At 55.2% G+C, this 17,115-nt stretch carries 19 protein-coding genes; 12 read left to right on the plus strand and 7 right to left on the minus strand.

The features are described 5' to 3' along the window. Positions 1-26: 26 nt before the first annotated feature. Positions 27-1,121: a radical SAM protein gene (locus P186_RS05365; RefSeq protein ID WP_148682758.1), complete on the plus strand. Its 1,095-nt coding sequence runs from the start codon at positions 27-29 to the stop codon at positions 1,119-1,121. Here P186_RS05365 and P186_RS05370 read toward each other — a convergent pair. Genes P186_RS05370 through P186_RS05385 form a run of 4 tightly spaced genes read right to left on the minus strand, consistent with a single transcriptional unit; the run spans position 1,081 to position 5,120 of the window. Further along, positions 1,081-2,244 (minus strand): DUF790 family protein, encoded by a 1,164-nt coding sequence (locus P186_RS05370; protein WP_014288428.1) that lies wholly within the window; start codon positions 2,242-2,244, stop codon positions 1,081-1,083. The two genes, P186_RS05365 and P186_RS05370, sit on opposite strands and share 41 nt — an antisense overlap. Next, positions 2,241-3,596 (minus strand): DEAD/DEAH box helicase, encoded by a 1,356-nt coding sequence (locus P186_RS05375; RefSeq protein ID WP_014288429.1) that lies wholly within the window; start codon positions 3,594-3,596, stop codon positions 2,241-2,243. The genes P186_RS05370 and P186_RS05375 overlap by 4 nt, the downstream gene beginning before the upstream one ends. Then, entirely contained in the window at positions 3,587-4,456 is an 870-nt protein-coding gene (locus P186_RS05380) for an ornithine cyclodeaminase family protein (RefSeq protein ID WP_148682759.1), read from the minus strand. The genes P186_RS05375 and P186_RS05380 overlap by 10 nt, the downstream gene beginning before the upstream one ends. Positions 4,457-4,478: 22 nt before the next feature. Then, positions 4,479-5,120, minus strand: coding sequence for a CorA family divalent cation transporter (locus tag P186_RS05385; RefSeq protein ID WP_014288431.1), 642 nt, complete (start codon positions 5,118-5,120; stop codon positions 4,479-4,481). Positions 5,121-5,135: 15 nt separating this feature from the next. On the opposite strand from P186_RS05385, the gene P186_RS05390 reads away from it, so the two are divergent. Continuing rightward, the gene (locus tag P186_RS05390) at positions 5,136-5,645 is read left to right on the plus strand and encodes a CPBP family intramembrane glutamic endopeptidase (protein WP_014288432.1); all 510 of its coding nucleotides are present in this window, start codon (positions 5,136-5,138) and stop codon (positions 5,643-5,645) included. Here the strand turns inward: P186_RS05390 and P186_RS05395 are convergent. Then, positions 5,625-7,064, minus strand: coding sequence for a B12-binding domain-containing radical SAM protein (locus P186_RS05395; RefSeq protein ID WP_014288433.1), 1,440 nt, complete (start codon positions 7,062-7,064; stop codon positions 5,625-5,627). The genes P186_RS05390 and P186_RS05395 overlap by 21 nt on opposite strands. A gap of 62 nt (positions 7,065-7,126) precedes the next feature. Between P186_RS05395 and P186_RS05400 the strand changes: the two genes are divergently transcribed. Genes P186_RS05400 through P186_RS05425 form a run of 6 tightly spaced genes read left to right on the plus strand, consistent with a single transcriptional unit; the run spans position 7,127 to position 9,857 of the window. Further along, entirely contained in the window at positions 7,127-7,567 is a 441-nt protein-coding gene (locus P186_RS05400) for a phosphate-starvation-inducible PsiE family protein (protein WP_148682760.1), read from the plus strand. Between the two features lie 60 nt (positions 7,568-7,627). Next, positions 7,628-7,993: a 30S ribosomal protein S24e gene (locus P186_RS05405; RefSeq protein ID WP_014288435.1), complete on the plus strand. Its 366-nt coding sequence runs from the start codon at positions 7,628-7,630 to the stop codon at positions 7,991-7,993. Positions 7,994-7,995: 2 nt separating this feature from the next. Beyond that, the gene (locus P186_RS05410) at positions 7,996-8,193 is read left to right on the plus strand and encodes a 30S ribosomal protein S27ae (RefSeq protein ID WP_014288436.1); all 198 of its coding nucleotides are present in this window, start codon (positions 7,996-7,998) and stop codon (positions 8,191-8,193) included. Continuing rightward, the gene (kae1, locus tag P186_RS05415; RefSeq protein WP_014288437.1) at positions 8,194-9,204 is read left to right on the plus strand and encodes a KEOPS complex N(6)-L-threonylcarbamoyladenine synthase Kae1; all 1,011 of its coding nucleotides are present in this window, start codon (positions 8,194-8,196) and stop codon (positions 9,202-9,204) included. 19 nt (positions 9,205-9,223) lie between these two features. Continuing rightward, the gene (locus P186_RS05420) at positions 9,224-9,565 is read left to right on the plus strand and encodes a hypothetical protein (protein ID WP_014288438.1); all 342 of its coding nucleotides are present in this window, start codon (positions 9,224-9,226) and stop codon (positions 9,563-9,565) included. Further along, positions 9,540-9,857 carry a hypothetical protein gene (locus tag P186_RS05425; protein ID WP_014288439.1) on the plus strand — a complete coding sequence of 106 codons (318 nt, stop codon included), beginning with the start codon at positions 9,540-9,542 and terminating at the stop codon, positions 9,855-9,857. The genes P186_RS05420 and P186_RS05425 overlap by 26 nt, the downstream gene beginning before the upstream one ends. Here P186_RS05425 and P186_RS05430 read toward each other — a convergent pair. Then, the gene (locus P186_RS05430; protein ID WP_148682761.1) at positions 9,818-11,053 is read right to left on the minus strand and encodes a TIGR04013 family B12-binding domain/radical SAM domain-containing protein; all 1,236 of its coding nucleotides are present in this window, start codon (positions 11,051-11,053) and stop codon (positions 9,818-9,820) included. The genes P186_RS05425 and P186_RS05430 overlap by 40 nt on opposite strands. A gap of 106 nt (positions 11,054-11,159) precedes the next feature. On the opposite strand from P186_RS05430, the gene P186_RS05435 reads away from it, so the two are divergent. The 3 genes from P186_RS05435 (at position 11,160) to P186_RS05445 (ending at position 15,148) form a co-directional block, all read left to right on the plus strand. Next, positions 11,160-11,852 (plus strand): hypothetical protein, encoded by a 693-nt coding sequence (locus tag P186_RS05435; protein WP_014288441.1) that lies wholly within the window; start codon positions 11,160-11,162, stop codon positions 11,850-11,852. 116 nt (positions 11,853-11,968) lie between these two features. Next, the gene (gene ppsA, locus P186_RS05440) at positions 11,969-14,398 is read left to right on the plus strand and encodes a phosphoenolpyruvate synthase (protein ID WP_014288442.1); all 2,430 of its coding nucleotides are present in this window, start codon (positions 11,969-11,971) and stop codon (positions 14,396-14,398) included. 30 nt (positions 14,399-14,428) lie between these two features. Beyond that, positions 14,429-15,148, plus strand: a complete 720-nt coding sequence (locus tag P186_RS05445) for a mechanosensitive ion channel domain-containing protein (protein ID WP_014288443.1) — start codon at positions 14,429-14,431, stop codon at positions 15,146-15,148. On the opposite strand, the gene P186_RS05450 is transcribed toward P186_RS05445, so the two are convergent. Beyond that, complete coding sequence (locus P186_RS05450) at positions 15,138-15,767, minus strand: TrkA C-terminal domain-containing protein (protein WP_014288444.1); 630 nt, start codon at positions 15,765-15,767, stop codon at positions 15,138-15,140. The two genes, P186_RS05445 and P186_RS05450, sit on opposite strands and share 11 nt — an antisense overlap. Before the next feature lie 188 nt (positions 15,768-15,955). Here P186_RS05450 and P186_RS05455 point away from each other — a divergent pair, with 188 nt between their 5' ends. After that, positions 15,956-17,107, plus strand: a complete 1,152-nt coding sequence (locus P186_RS05455; RefSeq protein WP_014288445.1) for a cystathionine gamma-synthase family protein — start codon at positions 15,956-15,958, stop codon at positions 17,105-17,107. Positions 17,108-17,115: the final 8 nt, after the last annotated feature.

A 17,115-nucleotide genomic window follows, 5' to 3' on the forward strand; every position in this document is an offset into this window, starting at 1 on the left:
TCAAATATCTCCACCCCCATTTTTTCGTGGGTATTTGTAAACTTTGTGGAAGGAGTAGCGTTACCATTTCGGATAGTTTGGGGGTCTGCGTAGATTGCCTCAGATCCAGACCTGGGAAGGCGCTGGAGATCGCCAAGAGGGCGCATGTAATTAGCAGATCTAAATTTAGACTCCCAGCGGAGCCCCCAGGTAGTGGCGTGCAGTGTGGAATATGTGGCAGGGGGTGCCTCGTGCCTGAGGGCGGCGTCGGCTACTGCGGACTGGTGAGGAGCACAGGCGGCAGACTCGTGAGGCCGGGCGGCGGTGTTTCTATCGGCGTGTTATCCTACTACTACGACCCCATTCCGACTAACTGCGTGGCGGACTGGGTATGCCCTGCCTCCACCGGCAGGGGGTATCCCAAATACGCCAAGACGCCGTGGGGCGAGGTGGGGTACTACAACCTGGCGGTTTTCTACGGGGCGTGTAGCCTCGACTGCCTTTTCTGCCAAAACTGGCAATACAGGGAGTACCCCGCCAAGCCGAAGTTAGTATCTGTGGAGGAGCTGGAAGCCGCCATGGGCGGGAGGGTGACTTGCGTCTGCTTCTTCGGGGGCGACCCGGCGCCGCAGACGGTGCACGCCCTTCTCGTGGCGAGGAGGGCAGCCGAGAGGGGGGTTAGGGTGTGTTGGGAGACGAGCGGCCAGCTGGCTCCCCACCTGCTGGATAAGGTTGTGGAGAGCTCTCTTAAGACCGGCGGCATTGTTAAGTTTGACCTAAAGGCGTTCACGCCGAGTGTCTACAAGGCGTTGACCGGCGGAGAGGTTGACATAGTCTTGAGGAATTTCAAAGTTGCCGCTAGGAGGTTTAGAGAAAGGCCGGAGGTGCCCCTCGTGGTGGCCTCTATTCTCCTCGTGCCTGGCTACGTGGACGAGGTCGAGGTGGACCTCTTGACTAAGTTCATCGCCCGGATCGAGCCGGAGGTGCCAACCCGCTTCCTGGCCTTCCACCCAGACTACATGATGCGTGATCTTCCACCCACGTCGGTTAGACACGCGGAAACTGCGTTGAAGATTGCTAGGGAGAATGGGCTTGTGGAGGTTAGTCTTGGGAATTGGTGGCTTCTCGGCGACTACTACTGACGCAGTGGGGCTTGATGTATTTATAGACGTCGCTTATCCTAGGCCTATCTTTAAAAACGACGACGTTTGGGAGGAGCTCCTTCCACGTGGCCATGGCGAGCTCCTCGGAGACTAAGACGAGGAGGGGCTTCCCCACCTTTATCAGCTTTTCGTACTTCCGCCTGAGGTAGTCGGGGGTCCAGAAGCCCACTATCTCCACGTAGAGTTCGCCTATCTTGAAGTCGGGGATGTAGACCTTGCCCTCCACCACCAGGGCCTCGGGCTCCCGCTCCACTCGGCATAGCCTCGAGACTTGTCTGTAGAACTCTTGCTCAACTGCGCTGTCGAACTGCTCCGAGGGGGGCAGGGACTTGGGTAGCCTGGGCGCCGTGTCCCATTTTTCTCTGTACATATACGTCCGCTCTCTCAGCTTCACCTCTGCCTCTATCTCCCACCTATCTGCCGAGGTGATGTAAGGCACGAGCTTAGCGAGGCGCGTGCCGTAGCGCTCCGTCTGCCTCAGCGCCGACACCGGCCCGTCGAAGTGGAACTCAAGCCACCCTCCCCTCTCCTCGGCAATGTACATAAGCCCGTAGCCCTTTACGGCGCGGATAAGGCTCTTCACCACTGCCGGCGCGTTGGGGATCCTCGCCTTGACGTATAGAGATTTGAAAAGCAGTGCTTGTATAAGCGCTTGGTTGTAGAGCGCCACCAGCTCGCCGGGCTCTATCTCAGGCGTTTTTATAATTTCTCTATTTTCCTCATAGGCTTTTGTAAACAGCCTCTTCACCTCCTCGACGTCCAGCCCGAGCCTGGCCGCGACGCGTTGGAAGACAGCGTCGCGCTCCTCAGGCGTCTGGGGGTACCCCGCCGCCGACGCAGTTTTAAAAACTTCAAGTCTAATTCTGGAGACAAGTCTGGTGTCCAGCTCCTCCACCACCATGTGTTGTTCCATGACGTGGGCCAGACCTCTTGCAAGCTTTTTGTCGCCCCCCACCTCCCCGGCCGCCTTTCTAAATTCTCCAAGGGTTTTCGACGACCTCGCCGCGTCTATGATCTTCCTGGCGAGGGCCTCGTCGCCTAGGTACCTAGGCCTTATCTCCCTCCCCCTCCTAACTACCCTTAGATAGTCTAGCGGAATCACGACACGCCTCTCTTACGCCTACGCGCCGTGTCCACCTCGCGGGTGCTCGCTGTGATTACCTCGTATATCTTCGCCTTGTGGGGCTTAAGCCTCAAGGCCCTGCCCATCCGCTGGATAAACTGCCTAGTGCTCGAGGTCCCTCCGAGGATGACGACCACGTCGACGTCGGGGACATCCACGCCCTCGTCCAGCACCTTCCCCGTCACCACGGCCTTCAACTCGCCTCTCCTAAACATAGCCATTACCTGCTCCCTCTCCTGCGGCGGGATGTCGTGAGTCACTAGGGGGATTAGGTAGCGCTCCGACACAGCCCTCGCCAGGGAGGTGTACTCGGTAAATATGAGTATCTTCGAACCGCGGTGCCTCGCCAGTATCTCGCCCACTGCGTCCACCTTAGCCTCGGTCTCGAATAGGAGCTGTCTCATGCGGTGCCAGGCCTCCAGCGCCTCCCTAGCCCCGCGGTCACGGCCGGATAGGTAGATAAGCTTCTGGAAATCCGAAGGCGACTTGAACTTTAAACCCTTCTTCCTCAAGTAGCTTAGATATTTACCCTCCAGCTCTCTGTAGAGCCTCTTCTCATCCTCCTTTAGGCTTACCTTAACCACCTCGATGTCGTAGTCCGCGGTCCACACCCCCCTTATGTCCGAGGCGGATATGCGGTAGACCACCGGCCCCACCAGCCAGTCCAGATCTACATGCAGGCCGTCGGCTCTCTCCGGCGTGGCGGTTAGGCCTAGGCGGTGCGGCGCCGGGCTCAGCTCCGCTATCTGTCTATAGGAGGGGGAGGGGAGGTGGTGCACCTCGTCGAAAACCAGAAGTTTGTACCTATTGCCGAGCGTCTCCACGGCGGCGTACGCAGAGTCGTATGTGATGACCGTTATGCAACTCTCCCTCTTCTCCTCGCCGTACCACACGCCGACGCGTCCCGGGAAGAACTGCCACAGCCTCCCCCGCCACTGCTCCACAAGCTCCACCGTGGGCACCACCACGAGGGCTGGCTCCCTCAGCTCGGCGATCGCAGCTATGGCCACGTGGGTCTTGCCGGCCCCAGTCGGCATCACCACGACGCCTCTCTTCGTCTTGAGCCAAGACTTCAAGGCCTCATGTTGGTAGGGCCTAAGCTTTATTTCGGACGCCGCCTTCACCTCGCTACAGTGGAGATTCCACACCCTGTCCTCGACGCTGAGGCCCATGGATTTTGCAGTGGCTATGACGCGGGTGTAGTACACAGCCAGGGCTCTGTACTTCCCAACCCTTCCATCGTATTTTAAAAAGGAGAGACGCTTGAGTTCTTGAGGTAGGTAGCCATCCAGCAGTATAGTGCCTCTATCCCAAGTGAGTACTAGTCCCACCTCACCTCGACGCCTACCCCCAGCTTCTTTGCCTTCTCTAGCACGTAGTTGGCGAACGCGACGTCGAATAGCGGGTTTCCAACAGATTTGTATACCCGCACCTCGCCGAAGTTGCACCTAGCTCCCTTTAAGTAGTCGCCGACGTAGACCCAGGTGGGCCCCACGTCGTCTGTCTCCTCCGCCGCGTGGGGATTGTCCACGAGCATGCATCCGGCCATTTTTTTCACGTCTTCGTCTATCTCCCTCACGGGCCGCGGCGCGCCTATAGAAATAACCACAGCGCCTTTCCTAAGCTCGGCGCCTTTGACTATTGGAACCGTCGACGTGGTAGCCACTATCAACAAATCGCTCTTTAACACGTCAGACAGCGAAGTGGAAGTTGCGCCGTATCTCTTCCCCATCTCGGCGGCTTTTTCATGTGCGACGTCGAATATTTTAAACCGGGCCGCTGGGTACAGCGCCTTGAATATGCGTAGGTGGTACTCGCCCTGCGTACCCGCCCCCACAATGCCGACCGTGCTGGGCTCGGCGCCAAGGGCCCTGGCCGCTACGCCGCTGGCGGCGGCTGTCCTCCACCCCGTCAGCTGGGTCCCATTTATCAACGCCAGAGGGGCGCCGGACTCTGGGTCGAATACGGCAACCACAGCCTTAACTCTGGGGGTGGCCTTGGGATATATGCCGACGATCTTCACAGCTATCCCAGCGCCCGCCATGTATCCAACCATCGGGGCGAACCACGTGTCGCCTACAGTCAACGCCTGCCTCGGCAGGAACTTCACCTCGGCGAAGTAGCCCGCCCTAATCGCCTCAACTGCCTCCCTAGGATCAACAAGGAAGTCGATATTTGGGAGAAGCAACACAGAAATGAAGGAGGTTCTCTTTTTAAATTTTGTTAAGTATATAAGCAAAGGATATAGAGGCGATGGCGAGGAACGCAAATACAATTAGGGGGTGATTAGCCAGCGGTAGCCATTCAAGATTCATGCCATAGAAGCTAGTTATGACTAACGCGGGAAGGGCTATTGTGCCGAGCCAAGTCAGCTTCTTCATAGATTCGTTTAGCGAAAGCTGAACCACGGTGGCGTGGAGGAGTCTTATGTCTCTCGCATATCTCCTAAGCATAAGCGCCCTCCTCCTCAGATACCTCGAGTAGTTGGCTTGGCGGTGGGCGATTAAGCCTCTTCTATACAGCTCGTCTCCCAGCTGGTGGAGAAGGGCGGCGTAGTAGTAGAGGGCATGCGCCATGTAGGAGGCGGCGTACAGCTCGCCGGGTTTCACAGGCTCCTCCATCTCCAGCTTGTACTCAAGCCCGTCTAGTAGGGTCTCTGTCTGGCTTAGGGCGTGGGATAGGCTCTCCAGCGCCTTGTGGTACGCCTCTTGAAGGGAGGCGAGGGGGCCCTTGACCACCCTCCCCCCCTTATCCACTACAAACTCCACAGCCTCTTCAACCACCTCTCCCTCTTTAAGGGAGACTATGGGGATGTGCACCACCGTGTGCTCTCCCTCATCATATATATACGCCATGTATTGCAAAACCCCGTGAGTTATAAAGATGGGGGCGCCGTCTCGCCTCTGAAAATCGCCGGCCTTGTCTCGGCTCTTGTATTGATGATCGCGACGCCCAGGCCCTGGGGCTATGTGGTTGTGCTGTCTGCAACGATTATATACGGCAGGAGGCTGGTGCGTATAGAGCCGGCGCCTATGTACGTCGTCGCGGCGGCCCTGGTGTACGGGACTACCTTCTTGCTGGACTTAGCCCTCGTCGGGCCTCCGAGCTATATACCTCCGTGGTGGGAGGCGGTTATCTTGGCGCCGCTGGCTGAGGAGTTTGTTTTTAGAGCGCTACCGTTTACAACCCTACCTAGCCCCCTCTCGTGGATATTCTCCGTGGTGGTCTTCGGAGCGTTGCACCCTGCGAACCCCCTCTTGGCGTCGCTATATGGGCTGGCCCTCTCTCTCATGTACCGGGGCGGTGGATACGCGGCCTCGGTGGCCCTACACGCCTTTAACAACGCACTGTGGATTCTCCTAGCTACACGTAGCTTCTAGAAAAGCCTCGTATATCTTCCTCAGCTGACTCGGCGCGTAGAACCCACGTACGTGGCTCCAAGGCAGAGGCTCTTCCCTCGGCTTGAATACGTAGTCCAGCTCGCCGGCGCGGAGCAGTCGCCTCCAGTAGATCCTTGGCGAGTTAGACAAGGCCGCCCCCTCTATGAGCCGAGCCGCCTCTCTCCCCCCAAGCGCGATTGCCGCCTGCGCGACGGCCAGCAGAGGATCATAGTAGGAGAACTGGTCGTGGGGAGCCCTCCCCATTTCCTCAATAGCCCTCTTTAGGTAGTCCAGAGGGGCCATTGGGTGGTACTGGAGGGGGGTCTGGGGCTTCGGTATGAAGGGGTTAACGCTGAGGTAGAGGGGGGCTCCTGTCTTCTTCACCTCAGCCACGAGCCTCCGAGCCGCCTCTATGTCTTCTCCCCTCTCACAGGGCACGCCCACTAACATGTAGAGCTTTATCTTGAGGCCGAGCTCGGCGGCTTTTCTCGCCACTCTCACCACGTCTTCGTCGCTCATGTCCTTCCCCAGCGCCTTCCTAAGCCGCTCGCTTGTCTCCGGCGCGATGGTAACCGTCTTTTGGCCAACCTCGGCGATGAGCTTGAGCGATTCGTCGTCTAGAAGCTCCGCTCGTAGAGAAGGTACCGAGAGTGGGAGGCCTCTATTTACAGTCTCCCGGAGCAGATCTTTGAAGTGTGGGTGGGCATTTGCCGTGAGCGCAACCAAAGCCGGCCTCACGCCGTATTTTCCATAAAGCCCAGTCACCTCGCTTAACACAACCTCCCATTTTCTAGGCCGATAAGGCTTAGAGATGTAACTTTCCATACAGAATAGACATGAGTATGGGCAACCCCTGGCCAGCTCTACTGAGATGCTGAAGGCGGACTCGGGCTCCGGTATGCGTCTGTGGTCAAGCCACGTCATGTCGCTGGCGTGGCGTATCTCCACGGGGTACGCGCCCCTATGCGGGTAGTAGAGCCCCTCCACCTCCTCCCCAGTGGCCATATACTCCACTAGCAACTCCCAATTGGGCTCCAACTCTCCCAGCACTATGGCGTCGGCGAACTCTGCCATGGGCTCTGGATTTGCGGTGACCGGAGGGCCTCCCACAACGAGCCTCGGCTTGCCGCGGAGAGATGCCCTCGCGGGTATGCCGGCTTTTAGAAACATCTTGACGATGTTGATGTAGTCAAGCTCGTAGTGGACTGTTGCCACTACGTAGTCAAACTCCCTAAGCGGGGTGCCGTCCTCCACGCCCCTCGGCCCCCTGTCTGCAGTAAATCTCTCCACATAAAAACCTGCGTCTTGTAGCTTGAAGTACAGCATGTGGAAGACGGCAGATGACATCGCCACGGCGTATGTCGACGGGTACAGCAACGCCACCTTTACCACGTTTTTCCTATACGCCACTCTCCGCATGTCAAAGACGGCGCCTGGAGTATATAATGTTAAAGTATATTAAGCGGCCCCCTATCGGTGGCGTGAATATCGTGGAAACTCTACGTAGAGGTGAATACCTAGTCTATCTGCTAATCCTCTTGTTGACGTCGTTTCTTTTAGCTTTATCTCTCTACATGGCGTTTAGCAGAGTTTATGAGTTATTCCAAAATATTGGCAAGCCTCCTGACATTTTAGGAGCCTCTATATACAACGTATTATCTGATGTCTTTTTAGTAGTTGTATTTGTAGAGTTAATAGATACGTTCATTACCTATATCGAGCAGAAGCGTATTGTTGTGTATAAAATCATCGACGTGGCCCTCGTCGCATTAGCTAGAGAGTTATTCATCTACCTGGCGCCGGTGAATAAGGAGTTTTCTATTGATAAGGCGGTGGCTCTGGTGGGCGCCACATTTGTAGTTGGCGTAATCGACTACCTGCAGAGGAGGGCGCTGCCCGCTGAGAGGCGTAGAAGAGCCTGACAAGTCCTCTTGATCTAGCGTCTAGGGGCAAAATTTTTAAAGCCCCCCTTCCGGGACCTCGTGTCTTCGGAGTCTTTCAACATCATTAATATCAGGGAAAATAAGCTACTCGGCAGGAGGGAGCTCTTGGTGGAGGCGGCTCACATAAATGCCTCTACCCCCACGCGTCAAAACGTGAGGGAGTGGGTGTCGAAGCAACTGGGGGTCGACGTCTCTAACGTCTTTATTAGAAGAATTAAGACCCAGTACGGGGCTGGTAAGTCCGTGGCTGAGATCCACGTTTACAACGACTCTAAGCTGGCCAGGGCTGTTGAGCCGCTTTACATACTGGCAAGAAACCTCGGCGAGGAGGGCAAAAAGTTGCTAGAGGAGGTTCGGAAGAGGAGGAATGAGCGTAGAGAGAAGAAGAGGAAGAGGAAGAAGTAGCCATGTCTAAGAAAGCCCCGGCGAAGAGCGAGAAGAAGCTCCCCCGCGCCGCTACGTGGTACGAGCTCGATCTACAGAAGGGGGTGTTTAGATTTAAGAACAAGCTGTGCCCCAAGTGTGGCTCTGTTATGGCTTTCCACAAGGAGCCTGTGCCTAGGTGGCACTGCGGAAAGTGCGGCTACACCCAGTTCCAGAGGTAGGTGTTTGTACTCGGCGTCGAGTCCACGGCGCACACCTTCAGCCTCGGGCTAGTTAAAGAGGGTAGGATTGTCGGCCAGGTTGGGAGGACCTACGTCCCTCCGCACGGCGCCGGCATACACCCAAGGGAGGCGGCGGAGCACCATTCGCGGGTTGCCCCCCTGCTTCTCCGCCAGCTACTCGATACCTACGGCGTGAGGCTGTCGGATATTGGAGTTGTGGCCTACGCCGCTGGGCCTGGGCTGGGGCCCGCGTTGAGGATAGGCGCGGTTCTGGCGAGGGCTTTGGCGATAAAGCTGGGGGTGCCGATTGTCCCTGTTCACCACGGGGTTGCCCACATAGAGGTAGCTCGGTTTGCCACCTCCACCTGTGACCCGCTTGTGTTATTGATTTCTGGGGGGCACACGGTGATCGCAGGCTTCTCTGAGGGGCGTTACAGGGTGTTTGGGGAGACTCTTGACGTGGCGATTGGGAACGCTATTGACATGTTCGCGCGGGAGGTCGGCCTCGGGTTCCCCGGTGTCCCGGCTGTGGAGAAATGCGCCGAGGGGGCGGGGGGCGTGGTCCCCTTCCCGATGCCAATTGTGGGTCAGGACCTCTCCTACGCCGGGCTGACGACCTACGCCTTGAAGCTGGTTAAGGAGGGGGCGCCTCTGCCTGTGGTGTGTAAGTCGCTTGTGGAGGCGGCGTATTACATGCTGGCTGAAGTCACTGAGAGGGCGATTGCCTTTACCAAGAAGCGGCATTTGGTGGTGGCGGGGGGAGTGGCGCGGAGTAGGAGGTTGAGAGATGTGCTTTTCCACATTGGGAGGGATTACGGGATCGATGTGAGAATCGTACCTGACGAATACGCCGGCGACAACGGGGCTATGATTGCCTTGACAGGCTACTATGCGTATAGAAGCGGCGTGTATACAACTCCGGAGCGGAGTTTTGTGAGGCAGAGGTGGCGGCTGGATGCGGTGGACGTGCCTTGGTTCTACGATCTCTGTAGAAACGTCACAGATAAATAGGTGCCTTGACGGTGTTGGCATGAAGCTCTACGCGTCCGCCTTGGCGTTTCTGGTAGTCGGCTCGGCGCTTGTCGCCTTTGCTGTGGTAAACGCCGCGGTGCTCTACTTCGCCGGGGTGCCCAAGGCCACGTTGAACATCACAGCTCCCATTCTGGGCCAGACAATGACTGCTAAGATCTCCGGCGTGCCTGATCCGTACGTGGTGGGCGTGAACGTGGTTAGGGCTGTTTTGCTACTGGCTATAGGGCTGATCGGCGCCAAGCTGATAGATACGGGGCTGGCGGAGTTGAGGGAGAGGAGGAGGGAGGAGGCGCTTAGGCGTTACTACGAGGAGTATGGCTACCAGTATCAACAATATTGACGAGTTGGTAAGAGCATATTTTAGACGGCTTGAGGAGCTGGGCCTGGGGGAGTGGGTAGACAAGGTCTTTCCCACGTCCGAGACGTTTGCAAAAATTTCGGCGATGTCCGGCAGGTCGGCTGAGGAGGTGGTGGAGCAACTCGCCCGGGGGGTCGTCGATAAGATACAGGTCGGCGTCGCTGAGGAGGTCGTGGGCGCGCCGCGGGAGGTGGCCGTGTGGCTTCTAGCTAGGCGGTTGGCTATGTGGTATCTTCAGCTAGCCGTGGAGCTGGGCGTGGTGCGCGAGAGGTAGCTCCCAATCTCTCGGTAAGTCTCTAGTATTCTCCTGCCTAGCGCCATCTGCTCCTCCCAATACCCCTCAACCTTCTTCCTCCACCTCTTTACAAATTCCTGGTAGAGTCTGTGAGGTGGGCGCGGTTCTTGTAGCCACAGAGGGGTTCCCGGTAGTGGTACGTAGTAGTGCATCCGAATCCTCGCCCCCATGGCTATCAGCTTCTCCATCTTCCTGACGGTGGCAGCAACGTCTTCCTCCTCTTCGCCGGGCAGACCAGCTATTACGTCTACGACCGGCGTGAAGCCAAAGGCACGCGCCGTTGCCACTGCCTCTTCCACCACAGACACGTCGTGTCCTCTTTTAGTAAGCCGCAACAGCCTCTCTGAGGCTGTCTGCAACCCAAAGGAGAGTCTCTTGTTGGCGAGGAGGCTCCTCAAGGCCGAGAGGACATCTCGTGTAACAGTCTCGGGCCTTGTCTCGGAGGGGAAGGTGCCGAGGTAGGGCAACCCCCCGGCCTCCCTCACTGTCTTCAGCAATGCGACGAGAGCCTCGACGTTGGGCGTCTTTCCGTCGCTGGATTGGTAGAGGAAGCCGACCGGTGCTATAAACCTAATCTCTCTGCGCCCCACCCCGACGTACGTCTTGGCCATCTGTGCCACGTTTTCCAGCGGCCTGTACCTAACGGGGCCGTGCATCCACGTCTGGCAGAATGCGCATCTATAGCCACAAGATCTGGCTATCTCAATCGGCGGGTACACCCCCAGCGCCTTGCTGTACGTCCTCTGAGTCAGCTCCACGAATACCCGCCTCCCCGCCCGAAGCACCCCGTCCTCCACCGTCAAGACGTTGGGCGGCGTCTCGTCGCTATGCCCCTCTTCCCTATCCAATATGGCGGGCAGGGCCGCCTCTCCGTCGCCTACCACCACGTACTTTACCCCAAGCCTTAGTAGGGTCAGCGGGTCGCCCATGGCGTGGGGGCCTCCCGCCACTACAGGAAAGCGCCTAGCCACCACAGCAATCTCTTGCCACACCTCTACAAATGTGGGGGTGGACAGGCTGTAAAGCACCACTACCCGCTCACCTTTGCTGACCAGCGCCGCGGCATCTTCGTAGGGGTTCTTCGTCGTTACCACCTTATACCTATCCTCAATAGGCGCCAGGACGTAAGCCAGCCCGTTGTTAGGGCCTTCAAAAACTCTGGCGAGGATAATCACGTGGTCCACCTATAGCCCCGTTTTAATTTTTACAGAGCACGTATGACCGAAGCTATGGCTACGCCACCGATTTCTACAGCTATAAACATGAGTATTAAGTCGGTTTATGAAGCTCGCCTACGCCAGGGGGCCGCCCGTGGCTGTTTTCGCCGGGTCGTGGAGGTGCACTTCGTCGCCTATAGATGGCGTTCCTATAGCTCTTGGAGAGCCGTTTGGGGACTGCGGCGTTGAGGTGGCTAGGCTCATCTCCATAGCCACCACCGTAAGGCTGGCAAAGCAGATGGGCATCAAGGTATACGTTAGCGCTGAGCTGGGAGAGGAGGGGCTTGACGCCGCTTTTGCCGGCGGCGCTGACGGAGTTTTAGAAGAGCTTAGTTTTTCAAGAAATGAATATGTGGAGGGGGTTAAATTTGTCGTCTTGGATGGGCGTGATGTGGCCGACATTGTGAATACCGTGAGGTCTCTTGGAGAGCGATTCCGCAAGCCTTTCGACGTGCTTGTGGCCACTAGTTATGAATTTGTTCCGCGGTTCGCATCTCTAGTCGACGGCGTCGTGATTACGGGCGGTTGGGTTGATGTGGAGGTGGCCCCCGTGGAATTCATACCCGAAGTGGGTAGATGTGTCCACTGCGGGGTTGACTATCTCATGTATAGCGGGAGTCTAAAGAGGTGTATATACTGCGGCAGAAGGCTTCTGCGTGTCGTGACGGCCACAAAGACGCCGAGGTCGAGGGCCGTTTATCGCTCGGTATATAAGAAGTTTGCTAATATAACAACTCTTCGGTTTAAAATAGTATAATACCTTTTACAAATATAGATTTTATCTGTATCTTAGATCTATATCATTAATTATAATTATAGTATATAGATCTATAAAGTAAGTTATACTTATAAAACTGCGGTAAACTCACCGATATGCGGTTCATTAAGTGGCTTAATGAAGTTGATAAGAAAGATATTCTTATCGTGGGTGGCAAGGGGGCTAATCTGGGGGAGGTGGCTCGCATTGTGCAGGTGCCTCCCGGTTTTGTAGTGACAACTGAGGCGTATCTACATTTCCTCCAGGTGACGGGATTAAAGGAGAAAATTGGGGAAGTTCTAAAGGAGTTTATCTCCCGCGGCGAACCCGACGAGTATGAAAAGGCCAGTGCGGTGATACGCGGCCTTATTGAGAGCTCGCCTCTTCCCTCGGATTTAGAAAAGGAGCTGGTGGAGGCTTATAAGAAGCTGTGTGATGACGTCGGCGTCCCTAATGTAGCTGTCGCCGTTAGGAGCTCCGCAACTGCTGAGGACATACCTGAGGCCTCCTTTGCGGGGCAACAAGACACATATCTCAATGTTAGAGGTGCCGAGAACGTTATTTACTATGTCAAGAGGGTCTGGGGCTCTCTCTACACCGCGCGCGCGTTGTACTACCGGGACAAGATGGGGATCCCCCATGAGAAGAGCTTAATGGCCGTGGTGGTGCAGAAGCTTGTAAACGCAAAAGCCGCAGGTGTGATTTTTACCCTTGACCCAACCAACGGCGACAGGTCTAAGGTTGTGATAGAGGCTAGTTGGGGGCTGGGGGAGGGCGTCGTCAAGGGGATTGTCACACCAGATGAGTACGTTGTGGATAAAGCCACGGGGAAGATAGTAGAGAAGAGAATATCGGTAAAGAGGGTAGCTGTTGTAAGGGACGAGGCTGGTCTTGTTAAAGAGATTGAGCTCTCTCTGGAAAAAGCTAGCTCCCCCGCACTTAGAGATGAGGAGGTGGTGGAGTTGGCTAAGATGGCGGTGAAGCTAGAGGAGACATATGGTCACCCTGTTGATATAGAGTTCGCCGTGGACGCCGATATTGAGTACCCCCGAAACCTCTTCATTCTACAGGTTAGGCCAGAGACTGTGTGGAGTCGTAAGGCTGAGCAAGCTACCAAGGCTGTGGAGGAGGTGCCTGTGGGGACTGTGGTGGTTAGGGGGATCCCGGCAAGCCCCGGCGTTGCCGTGGGAGCCGCCAAGGTGTGCCTTACACTAGAAGACGCTAAGAAGAAGCTGAGGAAAGGCGATATACTAGTTACTAAGATGACTGATCCTGACTGGGTGCCTTATATGCGCATCGCCTCGGCCATCGTCACCGACGAGGGTGGGAGGACGTCTCACGCCGCTATTGTGAGTAGAGAGTTAGGTATACCCGCGGTGGTGGGGACCGGGAACGCCACCTCGGTATTGAAAGATGGGGTGGTTTATACCGTGGATGGAAGTAAAGGGGTGGTGTTGCAAGGCGCCGTGGCGAAGAAGGAGGAGGCGAAGGCTGTGGAGGTTGTTGCGCCGCCGAGGGAAATCATACTACACATATACCGGGCCGTGCCCACGGGCACCAAGGTATACATGAACCTAGGCGAGCCCGATAAAATAGACGAGTACAAGGATCTGCCCTTCGACGGGATTGGCCTCATGCGCATTGAGTTTGTTATTTCGAGCTGGATTAGTCAACACCCCGTATACTTACTGTCCATCGGCCAGGAGCATAAATTTGTGACTAAGATGGCTGAGGGAATTGCCAAGGTAGCCTCCGCCATATACCCCAGGCCTGTTGTGGTGAGGTTTAGCGACTTCAAGACTAATGAATACAGGGGGCTGGAGGGTGGCGAGAAGTTCGAGCCGGAGGAGCGCAACCCCATGCTGGGCTGGCGCGGTGTGTCGCGCTACGTCTCGCCGCAGTACGAGAAGGCCTTCCGCCTAGAGCTCAGGGCTGTGAAGATGGCTAGAGAGCAGATGGGGCTGAACAACGTGTGGGTAATGGCGCCGTTTGTGAGGACTGTGTGGGAGGCTGAGAGGTTTGCCAGGTTGCTGGAGGAGGAGGGCCTCTACCGCGATCGCGACTTCAAGGTGTGGGCTATGTCGGAGGTGCCCTCCATTGCCTTGATGGTGGAGGAGTTCGCCGAGTATTTCGACGGATTCTCCATAGGGTCTAACGACTTGACGCAGCTCGTCCTCGGTGTCGACAGGGACAACGACTTTCTTGTGAGGATAAACCCCAAGTACTTCGACGAGAGGGAGGCGCCTGTGCTGAAGGCGATCTATGAAATTATTAGGAGGGCTCATAAGGTGGGGCGCACCGTGTCTATATGCGGCCAGGGGCCGTCTGTCTACCCCCAGCTTGTGGAGTTCCTCGTCCGCGCTGGTATCGACAGCATATCTGTTAACCCAGACGCGGTGTTGCAGACAAGGATCCACGTGGCGTCTGTGGAGTTGAAGGTGCTGAGGGAGAGGCTGGACGCAATCTACAGAGCCTTGTACAAGGTTGAAGAGGGGGCTGAGTTTTACGAAATTTTAAAGAAGGTGTTTGGAGGGGTTAAGTACTGAATTTTATAAGGGCGTTGTTTTTATACATACATGGATCTCTTCGCGGTAGCGGCGGGCGTAGTCGGCGCCGTCGTTTCCTTCTCCCTGGTATACTACCTAATTAGGCGGTTTTTCTTCCGGGTGATGTACAGAGAGCAGATTTACATACTGGAGCTGGTGGCACTTCTCTTCTCCGTCTCCCTGTTTTTCGCCATTGTTTCTCCCCAGGCCCAGCTCCACCACCTCTTTTACCTAGTCTTCGCCATTTTCATCGTGTCAGTGGGGATAATGTTGCTCGGCACCTGGAGAATTCTCTCGGAGTATCTCACCGGGCTGTTCATCACACGCATCTTGGATCTTCATGTAGGTGACTACCTGGAGTTTGGCAACATGCGTGGCTACATCACCGCGCTGGAGGACGCATTTATAGTAATTAGAGATCCTAGAAGAGAATACGTCTACATTCCCTACACCTCGCTATTGCGGATACCCTTTAGGAGAGTTAAAACACCTGAAGGTCACGAGGTGAGGATAAGGCTTTTCGTGCCCCATGGACAAGACTTGAGAAGAGTTAAGGAGTTGGTGAGCCAGGTGGCTAAGGATTACGGACTTGAGAGGCTCAGCGTCGACGTGGAGAAGATAGGTATGAGGGGGGTCGTCGTCGTCGTTAGAGGTGTTTTAAAGGATCCCCGTCAAGAAGACGAGTTGAGATATGCGCTTCTAGATAGGGTATACGCCGAAATCTCGCGCGAGCAACGTCCTACTCTGTGATTCTCTGCAACTCGGCGTGGTACCCCACCGCTATTAGGTAATCGCCCTCTTGGATCTCCGCCTCTCTTGCTGTAATCAGCTCGTCTCCTCTGACCACCGTGATTTTACTTCCCGTGTCGTCTTCTAAATCGCCTATTGTTCTGCCGAGGATTTTTGAATCTGATGTCACCAACATTTCTAGCATAGAGATCTCTCCTTTGATGGGGATTATTTTTGTAAATTTGAGATTTAGAATTCGCAATAGGCGGGAGAGGACGCAGTGGTGTGGAATAATAGTTAAGACACCTGCCTCTTCTGCTTGTTGGATAACTTGGTTTGACCTTGCCGTGATTATGACAATGGGGACTCCGTGAGATCTGGCTAGTTTTGCCATGGTGAGGTTTAACATGTCATTTGGAGAGGCAAACACGGCGATTTCTATATGTGAAAAGTCTAGTTCTTTTACTACTCGTTCATAGTTTTCGAGAATTGTGTGGATGTAGACTGGTATCTTTTCAAATGTCTTGGCGCGTTCTCTCGTCGTCAGAATTCTCGCCACGTATCCGTTTTCCGTCAGGATTGTGGCGAGCTGGGCGGCGAGGTCATCGTTGCTGTCGAGTATTAACGCTTCTCTGGCCACGACATGGCTTAGTTGGCGTATTTATAAATAAAACGCGCCCAAATCTTGTTAATTATATTGAAGTGTGCATTAGCGTATTCAGAATGCCTATTTATCTTTTATCTATTTAGGTTTTATTAACTATATATTGTTTGTCACTGTTTTTATAGGTTGAGGAAAATTTATATAGGTATTTCTCGACGTGTCAAATGCGGAGGGCTACCCTCGCCGTGAGGGGGTATAAGTACTCGGACCCCCACGGCGCGTTGCAACCTCCTATCTACGTGACTGCGCTTTTCAGAATGGAGGGGGAGGCTCTGAAGTCTGACCGTGGGTTCGATCTTAAATACAGCCGCGAGGAGAATCCTACTCTTAGACCTCTTGAAGAGGTAATTGCCAATCTTGAACACGGTGTGGATTCTCTGGCTTTTAACAGCGGCATGGCGGCGCTCTCCGCAGTATTCCTTTCCTTGCTATCTGCGGACGCCTCCGTACTCACTACTATGGAGGCCTATGGAGCAACCTTGAGGCTACTAGACGCTCTGGAAAAATACGGCGTAAGGCTTCGAAAAACTTATCCAGACACAGATGACTATATAGAGGCTTTAAAAGCTGTAAAGCCCACGCTGGTCTTTTTCGAAACTATTACAAACCCTCTACTAAAGGTGTTGGACGGGCCGGAGATCATAAAGGCGGCGAAGGATCTAGGCGCGGTGGTGGTGGTAGACAACACCTTCGCGACTCCGGTGCTCACAACCCCCATCTCATATGGCGCCGACATTGTAGTGCACTCTACTACTAAATACATTGGGGGACACAACGACGTGGTAGGCGGCGTCGCTGTGATCTCGCGCCACGAGTTACTCGAGGAGTTGTGGATTTGGAGGGCGATGCTTGGCGGCATTATGCAACCATTTGAGGCGTATTTGACTCTCAGGGGTGTTAAGACGCTTTTTGTGCGATTTGAGCGGCAGTGCAAGACGGCGATGGAGGTTGCCCAATTCCTAGAGGGACACGGCAAGGTGTCTGAGGTTATTTATCCGGGTCTCCCGAGCCACCCCCACCACTCCATCGCGAAGAGGCTGTTCGGCGACGGGTTCGGCGCGGTGGTTTCCTTTAGGTTAAAGGGTGGGAGGGATGCTGCTATTAAGTTTTTCAAGGCGCTTAGGTTAATAACGCCGGGTCCCAGCCTTGGCGGGGTTGAGAGCATAGCGACGTACCCCATAGCCAGCGCGGCTTCGCCCATCCCAGATGAGGAGAAGAAAATCCTGGGAATTACCGAGGACTTGGTGAGGCTTTCTGTGGGTTTGGAAGATGCTCAGGATTTAATAGAAGACCTTGATAGAGCTCTAAATAGTTAAAAATACTT

The sequence above is a fragment of the Pyrobaculum ferrireducens genome, assembly GCF_000234805.1.
GTDB classification, from domain to species: domain Archaea; phylum Thermoproteota; class Thermoprotei; order Thermoproteales; family Thermoproteaceae; genus Pyrobaculum; species Pyrobaculum ferrireducens.